This window comes from Rhodococcus parequi, assembly GCF_046042785.1.
Classification (GTDB): Bacteria; Actinomycetota; Actinomycetes; order Mycobacteriales; family Mycobacteriaceae; genus Prescottella; species Prescottella parequi.
The window spans coordinates 202,785-226,028 of sequence record NZ_JBDLNV010000003.1 but is presented as its reverse complement, the minus strand read 5'-3'; the positions used below and the strand labels follow the sequence as shown (position 1 = coordinate 226,028).

Annotated in this window: 22 protein-coding genes; 13 read left to right on the top strand and 9 right to left on the bottom strand. The window is 68.9% G+C overall.

What is annotated here, in order from left to right:
* Window positions 1-52 precede the first annotated feature (52 nt).
* Entirely contained in the window at window positions 53-976 is a 924-nt protein-coding gene (locus ABEU20_RS09315; protein ID WP_420164133.1) for a DUF6542 domain-containing protein, read from the top strand.
* 12 nt (window positions 977-988) lie between these two features.
* Here ABEU20_RS09315 and ABEU20_RS09310 read toward each other — a convergent pair whose 3' ends face one another.
* Window positions 989-1,993, bottom strand: a complete 1,005-nt coding sequence (locus ABEU20_RS09310; protein ID WP_420164132.1) for a 4-hydroxy-3-methylbut-2-enyl diphosphate reductase — start codon at window positions 1,991-1,993, stop codon at window positions 989-991.
* Window positions 1,994-2,112: 119 nt separating this feature from the next.
* Here ABEU20_RS09310 and ABEU20_RS09305 point away from each other — a divergent pair, with 119 nt between their 5' ends.
* The 3 genes from ABEU20_RS09305 to ABEU20_RS09295 are packed head-to-tail and all read left to right on the top strand — an operon-like array spanning window position 2,113 to window position 4,219.
* A complete protein-coding gene (locus tag ABEU20_RS09305; RefSeq protein WP_420164131.1) occupies window positions 2,113-2,733 on the top strand; it encodes a lipid droplet-associated protein in 621 nt (206 codons plus the stop codon).
* On the top strand, window positions 2,730-3,986 hold the full coding sequence (gene xseA, locus ABEU20_RS09300) for an exodeoxyribonuclease VII large subunit (RefSeq protein ID WP_420164130.1): 1,257 nt from the start codon (window positions 2,730-2,732) through the stop codon (window positions 3,984-3,986). The genes ABEU20_RS09305 and xseA overlap by 4 nt, the downstream gene beginning before the upstream one ends.
* Window positions 3,983-4,219 carry an exodeoxyribonuclease VII small subunit gene (locus ABEU20_RS09295; protein ID WP_420164129.1) on the top strand — a complete coding sequence of 79 codons (237 nt, stop codon included), beginning with the start codon at window positions 3,983-3,985 and terminating at the stop codon, window positions 4,217-4,219. The genes xseA and ABEU20_RS09295 overlap by 4 nt, the downstream gene beginning before the upstream one ends.
* A gap of 19 nt (window positions 4,220-4,238) precedes the next feature.
* Here ABEU20_RS09295 and ABEU20_RS09290 read toward each other — a convergent pair whose 3' ends face one another.
* The gene (locus ABEU20_RS09290; RefSeq protein WP_420164128.1) at window positions 4,239-4,805 is read right to left on the bottom strand and encodes a DUF4245 domain-containing protein; all 567 of its coding nucleotides are present in this window, start codon (window positions 4,803-4,805) and stop codon (window positions 4,239-4,241) included.
* A 180-nt stretch (window positions 4,806-4,985) separates the two neighbouring features.
* Between ABEU20_RS09290 and glpX the strand changes: the two genes are divergently transcribed.
* The 4 genes from glpX (at window position 4,986) to ABEU20_RS09270 (ending at window position 8,469) form a co-directional block, all read left to right on the top strand.
* A complete protein-coding gene (glpX, locus tag ABEU20_RS09285; protein WP_420164127.1) occupies window positions 4,986-6,026 on the top strand; it encodes a class II fructose-bisphosphatase in 1,041 nt (346 codons plus the stop codon).
* A gap of 107 nt (window positions 6,027-6,133) precedes the next feature.
* Window positions 6,134-7,540, top strand: coding sequence for a class II fumarate hydratase (locus ABEU20_RS09280; protein ID WP_420164126.1), 1,407 nt, complete (start codon window positions 6,134-6,136; stop codon window positions 7,538-7,540).
* Between the two features lie 28 nt (window positions 7,541-7,568).
* On the top strand, window positions 7,569-7,979 hold the full coding sequence (locus ABEU20_RS09275; protein ID WP_420164125.1) for a limonene-1,2-epoxide hydrolase family protein: 411 nt from the start codon (window positions 7,569-7,571) through the stop codon (window positions 7,977-7,979).
* Window positions 7,980-8,055: 76 nt separating this feature from the next.
* Window positions 8,056-8,469, top strand: coding sequence for a carboxymuconolactone decarboxylase family protein (locus ABEU20_RS09270; protein ID WP_420164124.1), 414 nt, complete (start codon window positions 8,056-8,058; stop codon window positions 8,467-8,469).
* Here ABEU20_RS09270 and kstD read toward each other — a convergent pair.
* Window positions 8,456-10,159 carry a 3-oxosteroid 1-dehydrogenase gene (kstD, locus tag ABEU20_RS09265; protein ID WP_420164123.1) on the bottom strand — a complete coding sequence of 568 codons (1,704 nt, stop codon included), beginning with the start codon at window positions 10,157-10,159 and terminating at the stop codon, window positions 8,456-8,458. The two genes, ABEU20_RS09270 and kstD, sit on opposite strands and share 14 nt — an antisense overlap.
* 376 nt (window positions 10,160-10,535) lie before the next feature.
* Window positions 10,536-11,846: a PhoH family protein gene (locus ABEU20_RS09260; RefSeq protein ID WP_420164122.1), complete on the bottom strand. Its 1,311-nt coding sequence runs from the start codon at window positions 11,844-11,846 to the stop codon at window positions 10,536-10,538.
* A gap of 296 nt (window positions 11,847-12,142) precedes the next feature.
* On the opposite strand from ABEU20_RS09260, the gene ABEU20_RS09255 reads away from it, so the two are divergent.
* Window positions 12,143-12,766 carry a nucleoside/nucleotide kinase family protein gene (locus tag ABEU20_RS09255; protein ID WP_420164121.1) on the top strand — a complete coding sequence of 208 codons (624 nt, stop codon included), beginning with the start codon at window positions 12,143-12,145 and terminating at the stop codon, window positions 12,764-12,766.
* A gap of 51 nt (window positions 12,767-12,817) precedes the next feature.
* Here the strand turns inward: ABEU20_RS09255 and glyA are convergent, their stop codons facing one another.
* Window positions 12,818-14,128, bottom strand: a complete 1,311-nt coding sequence (gene glyA / locus ABEU20_RS09250; protein WP_420164120.1) for a serine hydroxymethyltransferase — start codon at window positions 14,126-14,128, stop codon at window positions 12,818-12,820.
* Window positions 14,129-14,170: 42 nt separating this feature from the next.
* The gene (locus tag ABEU20_RS09245) at window positions 14,171-15,448 is read right to left on the bottom strand and encodes a DUF885 domain-containing protein (protein ID WP_420164119.1); all 1,278 of its coding nucleotides are present in this window, start codon (window positions 15,446-15,448) and stop codon (window positions 14,171-14,173) included.
* A gap of 183 nt (window positions 15,449-15,631) precedes the next feature.
* Here ABEU20_RS09245 and coaA point away from each other — a divergent pair, with 183 nt between their 5' ends.
* Entirely contained in the window at window positions 15,632-16,564 is a 933-nt protein-coding gene (gene coaA / locus ABEU20_RS09240; RefSeq protein WP_225015775.1) for a type I pantothenate kinase, read from the top strand.
* Window positions 16,565-16,617: 53 nt separating this feature from the next.
* Here the strand turns inward: coaA and ABEU20_RS09235 are convergent, their stop codons facing one another.
* Entirely contained in the window at window positions 16,618-17,757 is a 1,140-nt protein-coding gene (locus ABEU20_RS09235; RefSeq protein ID WP_420164118.1) for a serine hydrolase domain-containing protein, read from the bottom strand.
* On the bottom strand, window positions 17,754-19,088 hold the full coding sequence (locus ABEU20_RS09230) for a flavin-containing monooxygenase (RefSeq protein WP_420164117.1): 1,335 nt from the start codon (window positions 19,086-19,088) through the stop codon (window positions 17,754-17,756). Before ABEU20_RS09230 ends, ABEU20_RS09235 begins: the two co-directional genes overlap by 4 nt.
* A gap of 147 nt (window positions 19,089-19,235) precedes the next feature.
* Here ABEU20_RS09230 and ABEU20_RS09225 point away from each other — a divergent pair, with 147 nt between their 5' ends.
* Window positions 19,236-19,865 (top strand): TetR/AcrR family transcriptional regulator, encoded by a 630-nt coding sequence (locus tag ABEU20_RS09225; RefSeq protein ID WP_420164116.1) that lies wholly within the window; start codon window positions 19,236-19,238, stop codon window positions 19,863-19,865.
* 91 nt (window positions 19,866-19,956) lie between these two features.
* Here the strand turns inward: ABEU20_RS09225 and ABEU20_RS09220 are convergent, their stop codons facing one another.
* Window positions 19,957-20,724, bottom strand: a complete 768-nt coding sequence (locus ABEU20_RS09220; protein ID WP_420164115.1) for an isoprenyl transferase — start codon at window positions 20,722-20,724, stop codon at window positions 19,957-19,959.
* A 178-nt stretch (window positions 20,725-20,902) separates the two neighbouring features.
* Between ABEU20_RS09220 and trhA the strand changes: the two genes are divergently transcribed.
* Together trhA and ABEU20_RS09210 are read left to right on the top strand one after the other, a co-directional pair.
* On the top strand, window positions 20,903-21,571 hold the full coding sequence (gene trhA, locus ABEU20_RS09215; protein WP_420164114.1) for a PAQR family membrane homeostasis protein TrhA: 669 nt from the start codon (window positions 20,903-20,905) through the stop codon (window positions 21,569-21,571).
* Window positions 21,572-21,662: 91 nt separating this feature from the next.
* Complete coding sequence (locus tag ABEU20_RS09210) at window positions 21,663-23,171, top strand: wax ester/triacylglycerol synthase domain-containing protein (protein WP_420164113.1); 1,509 nt, start codon at window positions 21,663-21,665, stop codon at window positions 23,169-23,171.
* Window positions 23,172-23,244: the final 73 nt, after the last annotated feature.

Genomic DNA, 23,244 nt, shown 5'->3' with positions numbered 1-23,244 from the left:
CGGACGGCGGCGCCACTCGAGCACACGGCCGATGAACGACTACTGTCGAGGTGTGTCCGCAACCCAACGCGCTCGATCCGGGGTGCCCCTCGACCAACGTTCCGCACTGCCCACAGTTCCCGGCATACCCGCGTGGGGCGCCGTCGCCGTGGCTGCCGGATCCACCTTCCTCGGGTTCGCCTTCGACGCCGTCTCGGGGAACGAACTGACGTCGGCGTTCTCCGCCATGTATTTCCTGGGGTGTCTCCTCGCGGTGCTCGCGGTCCGCAAGCGCGGCCTGTTCACGGCCGTCGTGCAGCCCCCGCTGCTGCTCTTCGTCGCGGTCCCGCTCGGCGCACAGTTCCTCACCGACGGCGCGGGCACCGGCCTCAAGGACATGGCGATCAACGTCGCCTACCCGCTGGTCAACCGTTTTCCGCTGATGCTCGCGGCCACCGTCGTCGTGGGCCTGATCGCTGCGGCGCGGGTGTTCCTCGTCCAGCCGCGGCCCAGCACACCGCCACGCTCGCGGGACCGCCGCGCGGAGGCTCGCCCCTCCCGCTCCCGTCGTCCGCGCAGCGACCGCACCACCGTGCAGGACGACCGCACCACCGTTTTCGAACCGATCGCCGACGATCGACGCGCACCCACCCGTGCCGCGCGGCCGACCCGGACGTCCCGGCCCGCACCGGAGCCCGCGACCGCGCACATTCCCCCCGCATCGACCGGCAACCCGTACCAGGGTCGCGCCTACGAGGACACGACACTGCGCCGCGACTACGGTCACCGCGAACCGGTGCGTAGTGAGACCGGGCCCCGGGAGAGCGTTCACCGCGACCCGATCCCTCGTGGTGCGCGCCGCGAGGCCCCGTATCGCGAGCCCGTCCAGCGCGATCCGGTGTCGACCCGCGCCCGCCGGACCACCGAGGTTCCGGCACATCCGATCCCGGAGGTCCGGTACCGCGATCGCCCGGATCAGCCCCCGTTCGAGGGCTGATCCGGCGGAGTCCTACGTCCGCGCCGCGCGCAGTTCGCGGGGCAGGGCGAAGACCAGCGTCTCGTTGGCCGTGGTGACCGACTGCACGTTCGCGAACCCCTGTTCGGCGAGCAGGTCGATGACGCCGCGAACCAGGATCTCGGGCACCGAGGCGCCCGACGTGATGCCGACCGTCTGCACTCCGTCCAGCCACGCGAGGTCCACCTCACGGGCGTAGTCCACGAGGTAGGCCGATCCGGCGCCCGCACCGAGCGCCACCTCGACGAGACGCACCGAGTTCGACGAGTTCCGCGACCCGACGACGATGACGAGGTCGCACTCGGGCGCCATCGCCTTCACCGCGACCTGACGGTTCTGGGTGGCGTAGCAGATGTCGTCGCTCGGCGGATCCTGCAGCTTCGGGAACTTCTCCCGCAGGCGCTCCACCGTCTCCATGGTCTCGTCGACCGACAGCGTCGTCTGCGAGAGCCAGATGACCTTGTTCTCGTCGCGGACCGTGATCGAATCCACCGAGTCGGGACCGTCGACGATCTGGACGTGCTCGGGCGCCTCGCCGGCGGTGCCCTCGACCTCCTCGTGGCCCTCGTGGCCGATCAGCAGGATGTCGTAGTCGTCGCGGGCGAACCGCTTGGCCTCCTGGTGCACCTTGGTCACCAACGGGCACGTCGCGTCGATGGTGTGCAGCCTCCGCTCCGCGGCCGCGGCGTGCACCGCTGGGGACACTCCGTGCGCGGAGAAGACGAGCACCGAGTCCGCGGGCACCTCGTCCGTCTCGTCGACGAAGACGACGCCGCGCTCGGCGAGCGTGTCCACGACGTGCCGGTTGTGCACGATCTCCTTGCGCACGTAGATCGGCGCACCGTGCTTCTCGAGGGCCTTCTCCACGGTCTCGACCGCGCGGTCGACGCCCGCGCAGTAGCCGCGCGGTTCCGCGAGGAGGACCCGCTTGCCGCTGCCGGCCGCATCCGCGCCGGCCGATCGTGCGATACCCAGACTGAGAGGAACTGCCGAAGACATGACCCCAGCCTACGGTGCACACAACGAACGAACCGCCGAGCACGGGATCCCACGCCGAGCGGCGGGGTCTTCGCGGCCGTCGGCTACCAAATGGGGCGCGCGTGAGGCAGGCTGTGACCATGATTCGTCCCCCGTTCATGGCGCGCGTCGCCGCCGGTGTGGCCATCACGGCCTACGAAGAGGCACTCAAGCTGCCGTCCACGGCCATGACGCTGCCGATGACCGCGGTCAGTCAGGTGCTGCAGACCACGATGCGGATGCAGCAGTCGATGACCGCGCTCGCCATCAAGGGTGACCGCGCGTTCTGCCTCCTCGACCGCACCGAGGAAGAGCCGGAGTGGGCCGTCTTCGACGAGGACCGCGCCGATCTCGACACCAATGGTGAGGTGGACGTCGACGACTCCGCGGACGTCGTCGACAACTCCACCGACGACGACGCGGAGGGCCGTGCGACTCCGGGCCGGTTCGCCCTGTACTCGATGGCCCCGGGCGACGACGAGGTGAGCACCACGTCCGCGCCGACGGGCCAGGACACGCCTGCCACCGGCGACGTGCCGGTTCCCGAGATTGCCGAGGAACTCGACTACGCCGCTCTCACACTGGCGCAGCTGCGGTCGCGCCTGCGGTCGCTGTCGGTCGAGGATCTGACGGCGCTGCTCGAGTACGAGGAGCGGACCGCGGCCCGGGCACCGTTCCAGACGATGCTCGCCAACCGCATCACCTCCGCCCGCGCCAAGTGACCTCCGCTCGTCCCGCATCCAGCGGCCCGGCCCCCAGTTCGGCCGAGCAGCCGTGGCCCGTGCGGACCGTCTCGACGAAGGTCGCGCAGTGGATCGACCGCCTCGGCAGCGTCTGGGTCGAGGGCCAGATCACCCAGATCAACGCCCGGCCCGGGACCCGCACGGCTTTTCTCGTGCTGCGCGATCCGTCCGTGGACATGTCGCTGTCGGTGACGTGCTCGCCGCAACTGCTGCGCGACGCACCGGTGCCGCTCACCGAGGGCAGCCGCGTCGTGATGTTCGGCAAGCTGTCGTTCTACACCGGCCGCGGGTCCGTGTCGCTGCGGGTCACCGAGATCCGGGCCGTCGGTATCGGCGAACTGCTGGCCCGGATCGAGCGCCTGCGGGCACTGCTCGCGGCGGAGGGCCTGTTCGATCCTCGCCTCAAGCGTCCGCTGCCGTTCCTTCCCGGCACCATCGGTCTGATCACCGGTCGGGCCAGCGCGGCCGAGCACGATGTGCTGAGCGTCGCGCAGCGCCGGTGGCCGGCGGTGCGGTTCGAGGTGCGCAACACCGCGGTGCAGGGTCCGACGGCGGTGCCGCAGATCCTCGAGGCGCTCGAGGAACTCGACCGCGATCCCGGCGTCGACGTCATCATCCTGGCCCGGGGCGGTGGCAGCGTCGAGGACCTGCTGCCGTTCTCCGACGAGACGCTGTGCCGCGCGATCGTCGCATGCACGACGCCGGTGGTCAGTGCCATCGGACACGAGCCCGACAGCCCGTTGAGCGACCACGTCGCCGATCTCCGGGCCGCGACCCCGACCGACGCCGCCAAGCGCGTGGTGCCCGACGCCGTCGCCGAGCAGGCGCTGGTCGCCGACCTGCGCGGACGGGCGGGCGCGGCGCTGCGGAACTGGGTGGCACGCGAGTCGCATCTCGTGGCGCAGCTGCGTAGCCGGCCGGTGCTCGCCGATCCCCTCGCCGGCATCGATCGCCGCGCCGAGGAGGTCGAGCGCCTCCGCGACACCGCGCGCCGGGACATCACCCGCACGATCGACGCCGACGCGACAACCGTCGAACATCTGCGGGCGCGGCTGGCCACGCTCGGCCCCGCCGCGACCCTCGCACGCGGCTACGCGGTGGTGCAGCGCGTGCACGGCGACAGCGAGCCCGAGGTGCTGCGATCGGTGGACGACGCGCCGCCCGGCACGCAGATCCGAGTCAGATTGGCCGACGGCGCGGTACGCGCCGCCGTGATGGGAAGAGAATCATGAGCAACACCGATGTGGCCGAACTCGGATACGAGGCGGCACGGGACGAACTGGTCGTCGTTGTGAAGACCCTCGAGCTGGGCGGCCTGGACCTGGACGAGTCGCTCGCGCTGTGGGAGCGCGGCGAGGCGCTCGCCAAGCGCTGCGAGGAGCACCTCGCGGGCGCCCGCAAGCGGGTCGAGGACGCCCTCGCGCACGCCGACGACGCAGACGCGGACGCGGACGACGCCGAGTGACGGCTCGGCGCCGACGATCCTAGGGCTGCAGCGGTGCGACGTCGATCGCGGCCGCGAGCTGCTTGAAGTCCTCCGCCGGTGCCGGGCCGGTGATGAGGACACGGGCGTCACCGAAGTCCGAGACCCAGATCGCCTCGGAGTCGCCGTCGTCGAACACGTCCCACTGCCGGCTGCCGATCCGCTCGGTGCCGCTCTGGATCCGGGTGTCGCCCGCCACGAACGGGACCAGCGTCTCCACGGTCGCGTCGCTCTGCGTGAGCTGGATGTACCGGCCGACCTCGGTGATGAAGCCGATGTTGCTCGAGTCGCCGCCGCCGTCCCCCGAGACGATGCTGCGGCTGCCCGAGTTCGGCTGCCAACCCTCGGGGATCTCCGGCTTGCGGATCGGGAAGCCGAGCTCGCGCGAGTCGTACTTGAAGGCCGCGTCCGCGTCGAAACTGGGGACCGGTCCGGGCTTGGGGCCGCCCGGGCTGAACGAGCACTGACTCGCAACGCCCGCGATCAGCAGACACGCGATCACGAGCGGGATCAGGGACCACATCATGTCGTGGCCGTTCTGCAGGATGCGGGGCTTCTTGTCGGGCACGGTGTCCAGTATTCCTGTTCCCGGCTCCGGGTGGCCCAGCAGGCCACGCATCGTCGGCTAATGAAACAATCACCCTCGAGATTCGTCCACCGAATCGACGGCCCGACCGCACCGCGGTCGACCGCCCAAGAAGTGTCGGCCACCACATTGCGCCGACCTTGACTGCAGGAGGCACTGCCCATGACGGCCAGCACCCCATCGAGTCGCCGCGAGGCCCCGGACCGCAACCTCGCTCTCGAGCTGGTACGCGTCACAGAGGCGGCCGCCATGGCTGCCGGCCGCTGGGTCGGACGGGGCGACAAGGAGGGCGGCGACGGCGCCGCCGTCGACGCCATGCGCCACATGGTGAGCTCGGTCTCGATGCAGGGCGTCGTCGTCATCGGTGAGGGTGAGAAGGACGAAGCCCCGATGCTGTACAACGGCGAAGAGGTCGGTAACGGCGACGGCCCGCTGTGCGACGTCGCAGTCGACCCGATCGACGGCACGACGCTGATGAGCAAGGGCGCCCCGGGCTCCATCGCGGTGCTCGCGGTGTCCGAGCGTGGCGCGATGTTCGACCCCTCGGCCGTGTTCTACATGGACAAGATCGCCGTGGGCCCCGAGGCTGCCGACGTCATCGACCTGGCCGCCGGTGTCGCGGAGAACATCCGTCGCGTCGCGAAGGCCAAGAACCGCGCGGTCTCCGACACGACCGTCACGATCCTGGACCGTCCGCGGCACGCCGACATCATCCGCGAGATCCGCGAGACGGGTGCCCGCATCCGTCTGATCTCCGACGGTGACGTGGCCGGTGCCATCGCCACGGCCCGCCCCGATTCCGGCGTCGACATGCTGCTGGGCATCGGCGGCACCCCCGAGGGCATCATTGCCGCCGCCGCGCTGCGCTGCATGGGTGGCGCGCTGCAGGGCAAGCTCGCCCCCACCGACGACGCCGAGCGCCAGAAGGCGATCGACGCGGGCCACGACCTGGACCGCGTCCTGCGCACCGAGGAACTGGTCACCGGCGAGAACATCTTCTTCTGCGCCACGGGTGTCACCGACGGCGACCTGCTCAAGGGCGTGCGCTACTACGGCGGCGGCGCGACGACGCAGTCGATCGTCATGCGCAGCAAGTCCGGCACCGTCCGCATGATCGAGGCGTACCACCGCCTCGAGAAGCTGCACGAATTCTCGTCGATCAACTTCGACGGCGTCGACGGCGCACAGCCGCCGATGCCCTGATCGGCCACCTGTACTTCCAGCTGAAGGGTCCCTTCGTGCGCCGCGAGCGCACGAAGGGACCCTTCAGCTCTTCCACGGCGGGACCCGCGCGGTGGCAAGCTGGATCCATGAGCGACAGCAGCGAACCGCAGTTCCGCATCGAACACGACACGATGGGCGAGGTCCGTGTCCCGGCCGCCGCGCTCTGGCGGGCCCAGACGCAGCGCGCCGTCGAGAACTTCCCGATCTCCGGGCGCGGCCTCGAACGCGCTCAGATCCGCGCGATGGGCCTCCTGAAAGCCGCCTGCGCCCAGGTCAACAAGGACCTCGGACTCCTCGAATCCACCAAAGCCGACGCCATCATTGCCGCCGCGAACGAGATCGCCGACGGCCGCCATGACGACCAGTTCCCGATCGACGTGTTCCAGACCGGATCCGGCACGAGCTCGAACATGAACGCCAACGAGGTGATCGCGAGCCTCGCCGCGAAGTCCGGTGTCACCGTGCACCCCAACGACGACGTCAACATGTCGCAGTCGTCGAACGACACGTTCCCGACGGCCACGCACGTCGCCGCGACGGAGGCGGCCGTCAAGGATCTGGTGCCCGCCCTCGACCACCTGCGGCTGGCGTTGTTCGACAAGGCGGCGCAGTGGAAGACCGTGGTCAAGTCCGGGCGCACGCACCTCATGGATGCCGTCCCGGTCACGCTCGGCCAGGAGTTCGGCGGGTACGCCCACCAGATCGAGGCCGGCATGGAACGGGTGCTGGCGACCCTCCCCCGTCTCGGTGAACTCCCGATCGGCGGCACTGCGGTGGGGACCGGCCTCAATGCGCCGGACGGCTTCGGTCCGCGGGTCGTCGCCGAACTGGTCCGCACCACCGGGCTCGACGCACTCTCCCCGGCCCGCAACAGCTTCGAGGCGCAGGCGGCGCGGGACGGATTGGTGGAGGCGTCCGGTGCGCTGCGCACCGTCGCAGTCTCGCTCACGAAGATCGCCAACGACATCCGGTGGATGGGGTCGGGTCCGCTCACCGGTCTGGGCGAGATCCGACTGCCGGATCTGCAGCCGGGCAGCTCGATCATGCCCGGCAAGGTCAATCCCGTTCTGCCGGAGGCGGTCACGCAGGTCGCGGCGCAGGTGATCGGCAACGACGCGACCGTCGCGTGGGGCGGCGCTGCCGGAGCGTTCGAGCTGAACGTCTACATCCCGGTCATGGCACGCAATCTGCTCGAGTCGTTCCGGCTGCTGGCCAACGTCTCCCGCTTGTTCGCCGACCGCTGCGTCACCGGACTCGAGGCCGACGAGGAGCACCTGCGCACGCTCGCCGAGTCGTCGCCGTCCATCGTCACCCCGCTCAACTCGGTCATCGGTTACGAGGAGGCGGCCGCCGTCGCGAAGCAGGCACTGAAGGAGAAGAAGACGATTCGGCAGACCGTGATCGATCGCGGGCTGATCGGCGACGGGCTCACCGAGGCCGAACTCGACCGTCGCCTGGACGTGCTCGCGATGACCAAGGTGGACGACGAGTAGCCCCACGACGATTCAGGAGGAGTGCACCGTGGACAACCGACCGGACGCAGCAGTACAGGTCGTCGAGGACTTCTTCGCGGCCCTCACCGACATGGATGTCGACCGCGCGGTCGAACACCTCACCCCGGACATCGTGTGGCAGAACACGACGCTCCCGACCCTGCGCGGGCTGCCCGCGGTCCGCCGGGCGCTCGCCTTCGCGAACAAGCCGACACGAAGGTTCGAGGCGGTGATGCAGCACATCGTCGGCGACGGCGACACCGTCCTCACCGAACGGCTCGACACCCTGTTCGTGGGTCCGCTGCGCTCGACGTTCTGGGTGTGCGGCACCTTCGAGCTGCGCGACGGCCGGATCGCGGTCTGGCGGGACCGCTTCAGCTGGGGCAACGTGGCGGTGGGCACGGTCACCGCCACGGCCCGCTCGCTCCGGAGCCGCTGACCACCCGGGTAGGCTCCCTGAGCGTGCGGTACCGGCGATACGTGCCGCGAGACCCCCACACAGGAAGCCGACGGCGATGACCGAACAGCACCAGAACACCTCCCCCGCCTTCCAGGCCGGTCTCGACGTCCGCACCGAGGTGATGGGCGCCGACTTCGTCGAACGGGCCTTCGAACGCACCCGCGGAACCGACTCCGAGGACATCCAGGAGTTCATCACCGAACACGTCTGGGGATCGGTGTGGACCCGGCCCGGACTGGACCGCCGCAGCCGCAGCCTGATCAACCTCGGCATGCTCATCGCGCTGCGCGCCGAGAACGAGCTGCGCGGCCACGTCCGCGGCGCCCTCCGGAACGGACTGACCCGCACCGAGATCGTCGAGACCGTGATCCATGCGAGCGCCTACTGCGGCGCCCCGGCCGGGCTCGCCGCGATGCGCGTCGTGCAGGAGGTTCTGGAGACCGAGCTGGGACCGCTCAGCGAGAGCTGAGCGGACGACCCGCCTTGGCGGCGATGTCCAGCGCCGCGAGGTAGCCGAACACCAGCGCCGGCCCGATCGTGGCGCCCGGCCCGGCATAGGTGTGGCCCATGACCGGGGCGCTGGTGTTGCCCGCCGCGTACAGGCCCTCGATCACCGAGCCGTCCTCGCGCAGCGCCCGCCCGTCGACGTCGGTGACGATGCCGCCCTTGGTACCCAGATCGCCGGGCACCATCTGCGCGGCGTAGAACGGCGGCTTGCAGAGCTCCCCCAGGCTCGGGTTGGGCTTGTTGGTGATGTCGCCGTAGTAGTGGTCGTACCGGCTCTCGCCGCGATGGAAGTCCTCGTCCGTCCCGCTGCGCGCAAATCCGTTGAAGCGCTGGATGGTTGCCGCGAGGGTGTCGGCGGGGAGGCCGACTTTGTCGGCCAGTTCCTCGATGCTCGACGCCTTGACGATCACGCCGCTGTCGAGCCACTTGCGTGGCAGCGGGCTGCGCGCGGTGACGCCCGCGAACAGGTAACGGTCACGGTAGGTCTGGTCGAAGATCAGCCACGCGGGGAGATTCTCGCCGGGGCCGTCGCCCTGCCCGAACTCGCCTCCGTACATACGGTGCGTGGCCTCCACGTACGGGAGCGACTCGTTCATGAACCGCTCACCCCGGTCGTTGACCATGATGCTGCGCGGCAGCGACCGCTCGGCGAGCGCGAACCACGGCCCCCTGGGCAGGGGAATGGACGGTGCCCACCACGCATCGTCCATGAAAGCTGTTGCAGTACCGACCTTCAGACCGGCATTGATGCCGTCGCCGGTGTTGGTGGGGGCGCCGATGGTCCAGTCCGCGCCGATCGGCGCGCGCTGGTACTTCTTGCGCATCTCGTCGTTCGCGTCGAACCCGCCGCAGGCGAGAATCACGCCGTGCTCGGCCCGCAGTGTGCGCTTGCCGCCGTCGGATTCGACGACCACCCCGGCCACCCGGCCGTCCTCGACGACGAGGTCGACCAGGGCGGTGTTCAGCCACAACGGAATTCCGGCCGCGCGCACACCCAGCATGAGTTCCGCCATGAGGGCGCCGCCCATCCCGAGCAGCTTCTGCCGCCGGGCCTTCGCGACGAACGTGCGCAGGCCGACCCGGATCATCCGAACCGGTCCGCGCCAGTGCCGCAGTCCGGTACTGAGCCAACGGTAGTCGGACTGCTTGACCACCACGTTGAGCGGAGCCTTGCTGTACGGCGGGTGCAGCGTGGCGAGGTCGTCACCCAACGCCCTGGCGTCGAACGGCTTGGGCTCGCACGAACGTCCTGTGGACAGTCCGCCGGGAGCCTCCGGATAGTAGTCGGAGTAGTTCTTCACCCATTCCAGGTTCAGCGCCGAGTTGTCGATGAGGAACTGCAGCGCCTCGGGACCGCGATCGATGTAGGTGTCGATCCGGGCCGGGTCCACCCCGGGACCGATGATGCTGTGGAGGTAGCGGCGAGCCGCCTCGACGTCGTCGGCGGGCGCCTCCCGCTTCAACACCGAATTGCCCGGAATCCACACGCCGCCGCCGGATCGGGACGTGGATCCGCCCCAGTACCGGGACTTCTCGACGATGACCACTTTCAGCCCCTTCTGCGCTGCCGTGATCGCGGCCGCCATGCCGGCGCCGCCCGCGCCCACCACGACGACGTCGAACCGCTCGTCCTGACCCGTGTTCTGTTCCATGACCACCCCTCGGTACGCGCCGACGACCACCGGATCCAAATCTAGAACACGTTTCAATATTGAACAACGATTTGAGGGCGGAACCGGCCGCACGCTGGTACGACCTCGACGAGGCAGCGCTGCTACGGGGTGAAATGGTGGATGAAATGTCCAGTTTCGGGCGTTATCGGTTTCCCTCGAGGCCGCTGCCGCCGCTACCGTCCGAGGTGCTGCTTCTCCTCTGTCGCAGCAGTCGCGGCACTCGCCCACCCCCCGACGCGGGCGAGCGCTGCACCGCCGGGCGGTGGGTGCGGTCACGCCGGCCGCAGCCACCGTCCGGCCACCTCCCCCTCGGAGGCCGTCCGGTGGCCGCGAATGCCCACCCCCGGCGGAACACTCAGGCGGTCGGCCCGAACTCCTCGAGCATCTCCGTCACCAGCGCAGCGATCGGCGAACGCTCACTGCGGGTGAGGGTGACGTGGGCGAACAGCGGGTGGCCCTTGAGCTTCTCGATCACGGCGGCGACGCCGTCGTGCCTACCGACGCGCAGGTTGTCACGCTGCGCGACGTCGTGGGTGAGCACGACCCGCGATCCGGTGCCGAGCCGCGAGAGCACGGTGAGCAGGACGTTGCGCTCGAGCGACTGCGCCTCGTCGACGATCACGAAGGAATCGTGCAGCGAACGACCACGAATGTGCGTGAGCGGCAGCACTTCCAGCATTCCGCGACTGAGCACCTCCTCCATCACCTCGGGACTGGCGAGTCCGTCGAGGGTGTCGAAGACGGCCTGCGCCCACGGGCCCATCTTCTCGCTCTCGCTGCCCGGCAGGTAGCCGAGTTCCTGGCCGCCCACCGCGTACAGCGGACGGAAGACGACGATCTTGCGATGGCTCCGCCGTTCGAGGACGGCCTCGAGCCCCGCCATCAGCGCGAGCGCCGACTTGCCGGTGCCCGCCTTGCCGCCGAGCGAGACGATCCCGACACTCTCGTCGAGCAGCAGATCGAGAGCCACCCGCTGCTCGGCGGACCGGCCGTGCAGTCCGAACGCCTCCCGCTCGCCCCGCACCAATTGCACCCGCTTGTCCGGGGTCACCCGACCGAGCGCGCTCGAGCGGTCACCCAGCAGCCGAATACCCGTGTGGCACGGTAGCTCCCGCGCCTCGTCGAGGTCGACGACGCCGTCCGAGAACAGCTGGTCGATGAACTCGGAGCTGACATCGAGTTCCGTCATGCCGGTCCAACCGGACGGGACCACGTCGTGCGCGCGGAACTCGTCGGCGGGCAGACCCACGGCGCCGGCCTTGACGCGCAGTGGAATGTCCTTGCTGACCAGCACCACGTCCTTGCCCTCGGCGGCAAGATTGAGGGCACAGGCCAGGATCCTGGAATCGTTGCTGTCCGTTCGGAATCCGACCGGAAGCACGGACGGGTCGGTGTGGTTGAGTTCCACCTGGAGCGTGCCGTTCTCGGTGCCGATCGGCACCGGACGGTCCAGTCGACCGAACTCGAGACGAAGGTCGTCGAGCATCCGCAGCGCTTCGCGGGCGAACCATCCCAGCTCGTGATGGTGGCGCTTGTCCTCGAGTTCGCTGATCACGATCAGTGGCAGCACCACTTCGTGTTCGGCGAATCTACTGACGGCCCACGGGTCCGAGAGCAGGACCGAGGTGTCGAGGACGTAGGTGCGGACGGAGCTGATTGCGGTCACGTGAGGCTCCTCGTTCGTCTGCGTGGCACCCGCGCAAACCTGTTCGCTGGACCGGTCCGGGCCCGAGTGTCAGATGACACGAGGGCCGGGTGCCGGCCCCCTCGCACTGAATGTTTCAGCCACGATCAGGACCTCCCGTACAGGCAGCTTCGCCTGCTGCCTGTTACGCGCGACGCTACGCCTGAACACCGATCGCCCGATGCACGCGACCGGCGTGTCGAGTGAAGTCCACGTGAACGACGGCTCACGGGAAGAGCCGCTCGCCGCGGCCCGACGAGTTCCGCCACACTGGATCCGTGACGACCACCTTCCGCCCCGTCACTCCGGGCGCACTGATCGACCTGGTGGCCGAACGAGCCGCCGCCGCCGACGGCGTCCGGTTGGTCGCGGTATCCGGCGCGGACGCCGCGGATCCGGTGGGATTCGCGGGGCGGATCGCAGCCCGTCTGCAGCTCTCCGGTCGCCCCGCTGCGGTGGTGTCGCTGCACGACTACGTCCGCCCGGCCTCGCTCCGCCTCGAGCACGGCCATCACGACGACTACAGCTTCCGCACCGGCTGGTTCGACTATCCCGCGCTGCAGCGGGAGGTCGTGACGGCCCTGCGCGAGCGGCGACGGTGGCTCCCGCGGCTGTGGGACGAGGCCGCCGACCGTTCGGCGCGGGCATCCACCCTCGACGCCGGACCCGGTCAGGTGCTCCTTCTCGCCGGCCCGATGCTGCACGGACGCGGCCTCGGCACCGACCTCGTCGTACGGCTGGTGCTCTCCCGCAGTGCCCTCGAACGCCGCACTCCACCCGACGACCTGTGGACGGTCGATCCCCTGCTCGCGCACGACGCCGCGCACGATGCCGCCGCCGACATCGTGGTGCGCTACGACCATCCCGACCGTCCGGCGGTGTCGGACGACGCGTTGCGCTGAGACGCCGACGGCCCGCACCCCGAAGGGCGCGGGCCGTCGTGGACCGGGAGATCAGGCCTTGGGCAGCAGGCCCCAGTTCTCGAGGCCGTCGTACAGCGGGAAGTCCTGCGCCAGCTTGGAGACCCGGGCACGCAGTGCCGGGACGTCGGCGTCGGCGCCGGTGGCGAGCGCGGTCGCGATGATGTCGGCGACCTCGGTGAACTCGGCCTCGCCGAAGCCACGGGTGGCCAGGGCCGGGGTGCCGATGCGCAGACCCGACGGGTTCATCGGCGGGCGCGGGTCGAACGGCACCGCGTTGCGGTTGACCGTGATGCCGATCTCGTGCAGCAGATCCTCACCCTGCTGACCGTCGAGCTGCGAGTGCCGCAGGTCGACCAGGACCAGGTGGACGTCGGTGCCACCGGTGAGGACCGAGATGCCGTTGCCGGCGACGTCGGCGCCACCGAGACGCTCGGCGAGGATCTTCGAACCGGCCAGGGTGCGCTCCTGACGGGCCTTGAACTCCTCGGTGCCGGCGATCTTCATCGCGACGGCCTTCGCGGCGATCGCGTGCATGAGCGGGCCGCCCTGCTGACCGGGGAACACCGAGGAGTTGAGCTTCTTCGCCCACTCCTTCTTCGCCAGGATCATGCCCGAGCGGGGGCCACCGAGGGTCTTGTGCACGGTGGTGGAGACGACGTCGGCGTGCGGGACCGGCGACGGGTGCAGACCCGCGGCGACCAGACCGGCGAAGTGCGCCATGTCGACCCACAGCTTCGCGCCGATCTCGTCGGCGATCGAGCGGAACGCCGCGAAGTCGAGGTGACGCGGGTAGGCGGACCAGCCGGCGATCAGGACCTGCGGCTTCTCACGCAGCGCGGTCTCGCGGACCTGGTCCATGTCGACCACGTGGGTGTCCTCGCGGACACCGTACGACGCGACCTCGTACAGCTTGCCGGAGAAGTTCAGCTTCATGCCGTGGGTGAGGTGGCCGCCGTGGGCGAGGTCCATGCCCATCAGCTTCTCGCCCGGGTTCATCAGCGCCATCAGCACAGCGGCGTTGGCCTGCGCGCCGGCGTGCGGCTGGACGTTCGCGAACTCGGCGCCGAAGACCTCCTTGGCGCGGTTGCGCGCCAGGTCCTCGACGACGTCGACGAACTCGCAGCCACCGTAGTAGCGGCGACCCGGGTAGCCCTCGGCGTACTTGTTGGTGAGCACACTGCCCTGGGCCTCGAGCACGGCGCGGGGAACGAAGTTCTCCGACGCGATCATCTCGAGGGTGTCACGCTGACGCGACAGCTCACCCGCCATCGCGGTGGCGACCTCGGGGTCCAGTTCGGCGAGGGACGCGGTGTTCACGTCGGTGGCAGGCACAGCAGTCATCAGCGAATCTCCAGGCTGGATTGCGGAAGTATCGCCTCCAGTCTAAGGACGAGGCTGTTCGGTCCCCACAGCGGCTCCGTCGGCGCTCGCCAGCTCGTCGCGGAGCGCGCCCGGGGTGAGCGGCTCGTCGAGCAGCCGGCGGAACCGCGCGGAGCGGTCCGGGCCGACGGGCGCGCGGTCCAACCAGGCGCCGAGCAGCCGGTAGCCCTCGACGTAGGTGCTGATGTAGGCCCGCCACAGCGGCGACGACAGGAACCGCAGGCTCTGCTTCGCCCGCTCGGGGCTCGACAGCGTCCAGCGTTGGAGGAACGCGACGACGTCGTCCGGATCGGCGCCGCGGTCGTGCAGCAGGAGCGCGGCGTCCTGACGCACCGACAGCAGCCCGGCCGACGCCGCGGACAGCTCCTCGGCCCGCTCGCCGTCGAACCGGAGCCCCAGGTCGGCGTAGATCTCCTGCGCCCAGCGTCCCCAGCTCTGATGGGTCGCTCCGCCGGCTCCGCTCCGACCGTCGCCCACGATCGACGCCAGCGCGAGATCGGCGAGCCCCTCCGCCATCAGGCACTGCGGGGTGTTGACCACGAACAGCGTCTGCTCGAGCTGTCCGGCGCCGACGAGCCCGGCCTCCTTGCGGCAGTGCTCGGTGTGGTGGCCCGGGTAGGACTCGTGCGCGATCAGGCGCGGCAGGTGCGACATGTGCTGGTCGAGGTCGGAGTTGATCGCGACGGTGGACCGATAGTCGCCGAGGTAGTAGTTGAACCCGGACCACGGCTTGTCGCCGACCACCTCGTAGTCCACCCGCTCGGTCTCGGGCAGCGCGTACTCGGCGCGCACCCGGTCGCGCAGCGCACTGTTGAACGCCTCGACGCACTCGGCCAGCCGCTCCGGCGGGATGCGGTCGGCAGCGCGGTGTGCCTCCATCCGCTCGCCGAGGGTGCCCGGACCGGGCAGGACGGCGTCCATCCGGCGGTGCGCCTCGCGGTACTCGTCCTCGCTGCCCGGTTCGATCCGCACGTCGAAGTAGGCGGCGACCTCGTCCACGAACCCGATGTCCTCGCCCGCGAACTTCCGGGCCGAGCACTCGAGCGCGGTGAGGTGCGCGTCGAGGAAGCGGGTCCGTTCTTCCGTGAACCCGGCTCCCGGGAGTTCGCCCCGCAGCGCCCGGGCGTCGGCGACGAGCCGACGCGGATCCGGTCGCGACTCGTTCTCGACCTGTCGGCGCAGGGCCGGGTCGCCGGTGTAGGCGTCGACGAAGCCGTCTTCCAGGCGGTCGAACCGCAAGCCCAGCAGGAGGTAGTCGCGTACCAATGCGTCCGGTTCCATGGTGGGGACAGTAGTCCGTCACCTGTGCTTACAGCAGTCCGTCGGCTCCGGTTTCCACCGCGAGACGGACCCGGCGCAGCGGGCTCCTGTGGTTGCGAGCACAATTTGCGTCATGCACCTGCCTTCCCCCAGCACGCGCATGCGCCGATCGCGATCGAAGCCACTCTCGCGAGAGGTGCAGCGATGGCACGGGTGAGCGAATCCAGCCCCTACGTCGAGTTCGACCGCAAGCAGTGGCGCAAGCTCCGCAAGTCGACACCGCTCGTCCTCACCGAGGAAGAACTCGTCGGGCTCCGCGGCCTCGGTGAACAGATCGATCTCGACGAGGTCGCCGAGGTTTACCTCCCGCTCGCACGTCTGATCCACTTACAGGTGGCCGCCCGCCAGCGTCTGTTCGCGGCCACCGCAACGTTCCTCGGCGACAAGCACCCCGACCGTCAGGTGCCGTTCGTCATCGGCGTCGCCGGCAGCGTCGCGGTGGGCAAGTCGACCACCGCCCGCGTCCTGCAGGCCCTGCTCGCCCGCTGGGAGCACCACCCTCGCGTCGACCTCGTCACCACCGACGGGTTCCTCTACCCCACCGCCGAGCTGACCCGCCGGGGCATGATGCACCGGAAGGGTTTCCCGGAGAGCTACGACCGCCGCAAGCTCCTGCGCTTCGTGACCGAGGTCAAGTCGGGTGCCGAAGAGGTTGCGGCCCCGGTGTACTCGCACATCTCGTACGACGTCATTCCGGGCCAGTACCACCTCATCCGGCAGCCCGACATCCTCATCATCGAGGGCCTCAACGTGCTCCAGACCGGCCCGCGGCTCATGGTGTCGGACCTGTTCGACTTCTCCATCTACGTCGACGCCCGCATCGAGGACATCGAGGCGTGGTACATCAAACGCTTTCTCGCGCTGCGTAAGACGTCGTTCGCGGATCCCAACGCGCACTTCCACCACTACGCAGCACTGTCGGACGAGCACGCGACCCTCGCGGCCGAGGACATCTGGAACTCGATCAACCGGCCCAACCTCGTCGAGAACATCCTCCCGACCCGTCCGCGTGCAACACTGGTGCTGCGCAAGGACGCCGACCACACCATCAACCGTCTGCGCCTGCGCAAACTCTGATCGTGGCGCGGGTGTTCTTTGCGCCCCCCTCCGAACGCAAAGAACACCCGGGTCTAGAGACCCGCGTACGCCTGCGCGACGTACTCCTCGGTGCGCGGCGCACCGAGAAGTTGCGGGGACATCTTGTTCATCACGTAGGCGAACGTCGTCCGGCGGTCGAGATCGTTGACGACGATCGAGCCGCCGTACCCGGTCCACCAGCACACCCGCCCGTCGGGGATCGACGGATGCACCGCCGGCGCCGGCAGCGCGTAGCCGAGGCCGAATCGCAGCGCCGCACCGAGCACCTGGTCGACGCCGTCGGACTGCACGTCGAAGATCCGGTCGACCGTCTCGGGGCGCAACAACTGCTCGCCGGACACCGTCCGACCGCCGTGCGAGACCACCGACTGGACCAGCGCCACCGAACGGGCGTTGCCGTGCCCGTTGGCGCCGCCGATCTCGGCGCCGCGCCACATCCGGCTCGACGTCTCCGCCACGGGGATCACCGGGTTCGCCATCGTCTTGACGAAGATTCCGTCGGGCGGCAGTGCCGCATAGTCGAATCCGGTGGGAGGCGGCGCGACGAGCGGTGCAACCCGCGGGTCGACGTCCGAGGGAACACCGATGAGGTAGTCGGCACCGCACGCTGCCGCCACCTCGGTGGCGAAGAATTCGCCCAGCCCGACGCCGGTGACGCGGCGGACCATGCCGCCGACAAGGTGCCCGAAGTTGGTGGCGTGGTAGCCCGACGCGGTGCCGGGCTCCCACCACGGCGCCTGCTGCGCGAGCAGGTCCTCCGCGTGGACGGCGTCACAGATGTCGGCGAGCGACACCGGCTGCTGCCAACCGCTCACCCCCGACGTGTGCCCGAGGACGTGGCGCACCAGCACCCCGTCCTTACCGTTGGCCGCGAACTCCGGCCAGTAGTCGGCGACGGGAGAATCAAGGTCGAGGTGCCCGCGGTCGACGAGCAGCAACGCTGCGAGCGTGGTCATCGTCTTCGTCAGCGAGTACGTGTTGACGACGGTGTCCTTGACCCACCGCGCCCCGGTGTCGACGTCGGCGACACCGCCCCACAGGTCGACCACCGTCTCGCCGTCGGCCACCACACACACCGACGCGCCGACGTCGGTGCCGTCGTCGAGGTTGCGCTGCAACAGGTCTCGCAGACCCGAGAACGCGGGGTCGGCGAAGCCCTCGACGGCCGTCACCGCGCGCCGACCGGTGTCTGCTGCGTGCGCTTCTCGCCGGCCGCGATCTCCTTCTTCAGGTCGCGCACATATCGTGCGAAATCGACCTGGATGGTGTGCCGCGGCGTCTGGTAGTACTGCGCGAGACTGGCAGCATCGTCGACCCCGATGATGCGGCGCATCTCGTCCTCGGACGGCGGCACGTACGCGCCGGTGAGCACTCCGGCCACCAGCTTGCTCTGCTGCTCCGCGAGATTGACGATCGTCGGCGACGCCTGCGCGAGACCCATGAAGAACAGATTGTCGACGCCGGGCTGCATGATCCGCTTGAAGAGCGGAAAGCGGTGCTGCGCATCCGGTTGCAGCGACGGGTCGTCGAAGAACGGGAAGCTCATGTTGTACCCCGTGGCGCACACGACGACGTCGGCGGGGATCCGCCGTCCGTCGACGAGCCGGACGTGGTCGCCGTCGAGTGATTCGATCGCGGGAACGCACGTCAGGTCACCGGATCCGGCCTTGGCCAGGAAGTCGATACTCACCGACGGGTGCGCGCCGAGCGGCTCGTGGTCCGGCTCGGGCAGACCGTAGTCCTGCATCTGCCCCAGCGACTTCTTGATCTTGCGCCGCGCGATAGCCAGTCCCAGCTTCTTCGGCATCCACGGCGGCATCATCATCTTGTCCGCCGGCTTGCCCTCGCGGTACTTGGTCAGCACCCAGACCCCGCGTCGAGCGGATACCCACACGTGCTTCGCGATCGAGCGGTGCGACAGTTCCGATGCGATATCGAGCGCCGAGTTGCCCATGCCGACGACCACGACGTTCTTGCCGCGCATGTCGATCGGGTCGAACACGTTGAGGTAGTCGTGACTGTGGATGATCGAACCGTCGAACGTGCCCGGGTACTCGGGCATCCGCGGATCCCAGTGGTGCCCGTTGGCGACGACGAGTGCGTCGTAGGTGCGGGTTTCGCCGGTGTCGAGTGTGACGTCCCAGGTGCCGTCCGCGTTGCGTCGCGCCCTCTCCACCATCGTCCCGAACGTGATGGTCTCACGCAGACCGAACTTCTCGACGTAGTCGCGGAAGTAGCCGTGCATCAGCGAGTGGTGCGGGAAGTGTGGCCAGTCCGCCGGGACGGGGAAGTCCTCGAACTGCAGGCGAGTCGACGACGTGTCGATGTGCAGGCTCTCGTAACACGACGACATGCCGGTGGGGTTCTTGTAGTACCAGTTGCCGCCGACGTCGTCGGACGCCTCGAAGCAGTCGTACGGGATGCCGTGGTCCTTGAGCCGCTTGGCCGTTGTGAAGCCGGAACAGCCGGCGCCGATGATGCACACCTTGGGTAGCGGGGGCATTGAAGCTCCTTTCCCACAATCGGATTGCGGGAGGCAACGGGACGAAACGTGATCCACGTCATAGAACCGGACTCGCTGACATACTGTCAAGCGAAGGGCCGCGAGGATCGAAATGCCGCGTCCGTACGATGCGAGCGGAGGTGTGCGATGAACGAGACTGAGGAAGCGCCCGTCAGGAAGCCGACACTTCGGGACGAGCAGAAGCGTCTGACCCGACGACGCCTTCTCGACTGCGCGCGGGATCTGTTCGCGGCGAACGGCTACGCCGCCGTGAAGATCGACGACATCGCGTCCGCGGCGGGCTGCAGCCGGGCCACGTTCTATCTGCACTTCACCGGTAAGACCGACATCCTGCGCAAGATCGGATCCGAGTCGATGGACCCTCGCGCCGCGTCGGTCTACGCCGACCTCGACGACGTCCTGGGGACGGGGTCGCGCGCGGAGTTCACGCGCTGGGTCGAGCGGGCCATCGACTGGTTCGACCACAATCGCGCGATCCTGCCGGCATGGGACGAGGCCCTGGTCCTCGAGCCCGATTTCCGGGAGCCCGCCCGGGAGGCCATCGCAGCGTTGCCGGACGCGATGCCGTCGTATCTCTCCCGGTGGGGCACGGACCGGGAGAGCGAGGCGCGGGTCCGGATCGAACTGCTGGTCACCCAGCTCGAGCGCTTCTTCACCCGCTGGGCCGTCCAGGGCACGATCGAGATCCCCCGCGACCAGGCCGCGGAGGTCCTCACCGACATCTGGTTCCCCGCCCTCACGCCGCCGACGAGCTGACGGCGATCAGGCCCCACGGCGTCGACGACGGCGGCTACGCGCCGAAGCGTCGCGACGACGGCGGCTACGCGCCACTGCGTCGACGACGGCGCTACGCGCCGAAGCGGCGGTGCCGCGCGGCGTAGTCGCGCAGCGCACGGAGGAAGTCGACGCGTCGGAACTCGGGCCAGTACGCCTCGGTGAACCAGATCTCCGAGTACGCGCTCTGCCACAACAGGAATCCGGACAGCCGCTGCTCCCCCGATGTCCGGATCACGAGGTCCGGATCGGGCTGGCCCGACGTGTAGAGGTGGCCGTCGATGCCCTCGACACTCATGGCCTTGACGAGATCGTCGCCGGTCAGCCCCTCGGCCAGCTTGTCGCGCAGCAGGGACTGGACGGCGTCGGCGATCTCCTGGCGCCCGCCGTAGCCGACGGCGACGTTGACGTGCGTGCCGGTACGGCCCCGCGTGCCCTCGGCGGCGTCCCGCAGGCGCCGCGCCTGGTCCTCGGGGAGCAGATCCAGCGTGCCGACGATCTTGACGCTCCAGTTCTTGCCCGGGCCGGAGATCTCCTCGACGACCTCGGTGATGATCTCGAGCAGCGTGTCGAGTTCCTCGGGCTCACGCCGCAGATTCTCGGTGGAGAGCAGGTAGATGGTGGCCATCTCGATCCCGGCGGCATCGCACCAGCGCAGCAGTTCCGCGATCTTGCGGGCACCCATCCGGTGCCCGTGACTGACGTCGGCGAACCCGTTCTCGCGCGCCCAGCGGCGATTACCGTCGCACATCACCGCCACATGGCGCGGATGCTGTAAACCGTCGAGTCGGCGCAGGAGCCGTCGCTCGTAGATGCTGTACAGCAGGCCGCGCAACTTCACCTGGACATCACCACGGGATGAAAGACTACGCCGCGAACATGTTCCACCGGCGCCGAGCACCCGAGTGTCGCGCAGGCCTCACCACGGAACGCTATCTAGGTTACGGAACCGTAGGTTACTGTTGCGTAGGTTTTGCGCAGACTGTCCCACCGAACGGAACGAACAGGCAGGGCACGACATGACGGCACTCGGGCTCGACGACCTCCCGGTCAAGCCCCGCATGCGCGGGTGGATCCACGCCTGGTCCCTGGTCGTGGCGATCCTCGCGAGCGCCGTACTGGTCTCGCTCGCGTTCGCGATCGAAGGTGCACGCGCCGGGATCGCCACCCTCGTCTACGGCATCACCGTGTGCGGGCTGTTCGCGGTGAGCACGACCTATCACCGGATCCACTGGCGCACCGTCCGCGCGCGAATCTGGATGAAGCGCGCCGACCATTCGATGATCTTCTTGTTCATCGCCGGCAGTTACACGCCGTTCGGCCTGTTGGCGCTGCCCCCGCACACCGGCGCCACCCTGTTGACGGTGGTGTGGTGCGGCGCGCTCGCCGGTGTCGCGCTGAAGATGCTGTGGCCCACCGCCCCTCGTTGGGTCGGCGTCCCGCTGTACCTGTTGCTCGGCTGGGCGATCGTCCCGGTTGCCGGTGAACTCGTCCACGATGCCGGCGTCGCGCCGATGGTCCTGCTCGCCGTCGGCGGCGTCCTCTACAGCGTCGGCGCCGTCCTCTACGCCACCAAGTGGCCCGATCCGTGGCCGCAGACGTTCGGGCATCACGAGTTCTTCCACGCCGCCACCGCGGTCGCGGCGATGTGCCACTTCGTCGCGGTCTGTCTGGTGGTGTTCGGGTAGGCGGTGGCGAGCAGCCACCGAGCAACGCAAAACGGACCGCCGAGCGACTTCGTCTGCCTACCCTGTTCTGATCCGACGCGGGAGGAACAGTGTGACAACGACCGAAGGCACGGTGGGTGACGTCACCCGACTGGCCCCTCAGGATGCCGACTTCGTCTACCACGAGCGCGAGCACCACATCTCGAACTCGACGGGCATCTACCTGTTCGACACCACCGCCGAGGCGGCCCCGATCACGCAGGCCGAGGCCGTCGAGTGGATGCGTCCGCGCCTCGGCTACAGCGGAGTCTTCACCCGCCGGCTCCGGCACATTCCGCTCGCTCTCGACTACCCCTCCTGGGTCCCCGATCCCACCCTCGACCTCTCCGACCACGTGATCGTCGAACGCGTCGACGGCCCCGGATGGGACGCACTGCGCCACCACATCGCGAGATTCTCGGGGAAGCCGCTGGATCTCACACGTCCGCCGTGGCAGCTGCATTTCCTCACCGACGTCACGGGCATCGACGGTCTGCCCGATCGAATGACCGTCGCGGTTCTGCGTTGCCACCACAGTTCCGGTGACGGTCTCGCGGCGCGCGACCTCGCGCTGCGTATCTTCGGCCGCACGGACGACCACCCGCCGGTTCCCCAGCCCACGGCGGGCTGGTCCGCGACCGCCGAACTCGTCAAGGCCGTCGGCCGACTCCCGCGGCAGTGGCGTGACTTCCACCGAGGACTCACCGACTCCGGAGAAGGAGCACGCCGGGTTGCCGAACAGATCGAGACCGGCGCGATCGCTCCCGCACCACCACGACGCCCCGCGACTCGCTTCAACACGGCGATCACCTCGGACCTCACATTCGATGTCGTGAGCTTCTCACCGAGCGACATCCGCGCCGTTCGAGCCGCCGTCGAGGGCGCGACCTTCAACGACGTTCTGCTGGCGACGATTTCCGGCGCCCTCTCCGCGTACCTCACGGAGAAAGGCGAGACGCCGCCAAGTTCCCTCGCCGCCCTGGTACCGATGTCACTGCGCGGCACCCGTCCGGGCGTGGCGGACCATCCGGACGGGAACCGCGCGAACCACCTGGCGCTGATGGCGGTGAACCTCCATACGGACATCGACGACCCGATCCAGCGACTGCACGCCGTCAGCGCGTCGGTTCGCGCCGAGAAGAATCGGCACCGAAATCCAGACGTCCAGGCGACGGCAGCCAGAATCGACACCTCGCCCTCATGGCTGCTGAGGCTCGTCATACGACTGGAGGGCCTGCGCAACCGGCCGGACGACACCGTCGAATCAGTCAACACGATGGTCAGCAACATCCCGTGGACCGGCGAGGACCTGATCCTGAGAGGTGCGCCCCTCGTGCGGAGCTTCGGCATTCTGGGAGTCATCGACAGGGTCGGTCTGAGGCACCTGATCGTGTCCCATCACGACGACGAGATCGAGATCTCGTTCTGCGCCGACACCGCGATGATGCCGGACACCGACCGTTACAAAACGCTCCTCACCCAATCGTTCCGCGCACTGGTGGAATGCGCGGCGGCACCGGACATGCCAGGACCTTCCTCGGATTCCAGAGAACTTTCACGAAACCGACCCGTCCGCCCGTGACCCGTTGTTACCGTTCACCTTGATCACAGGCAATCGGCCCGTGATACGCGGAAACCGGTGTGTGATCCGAATC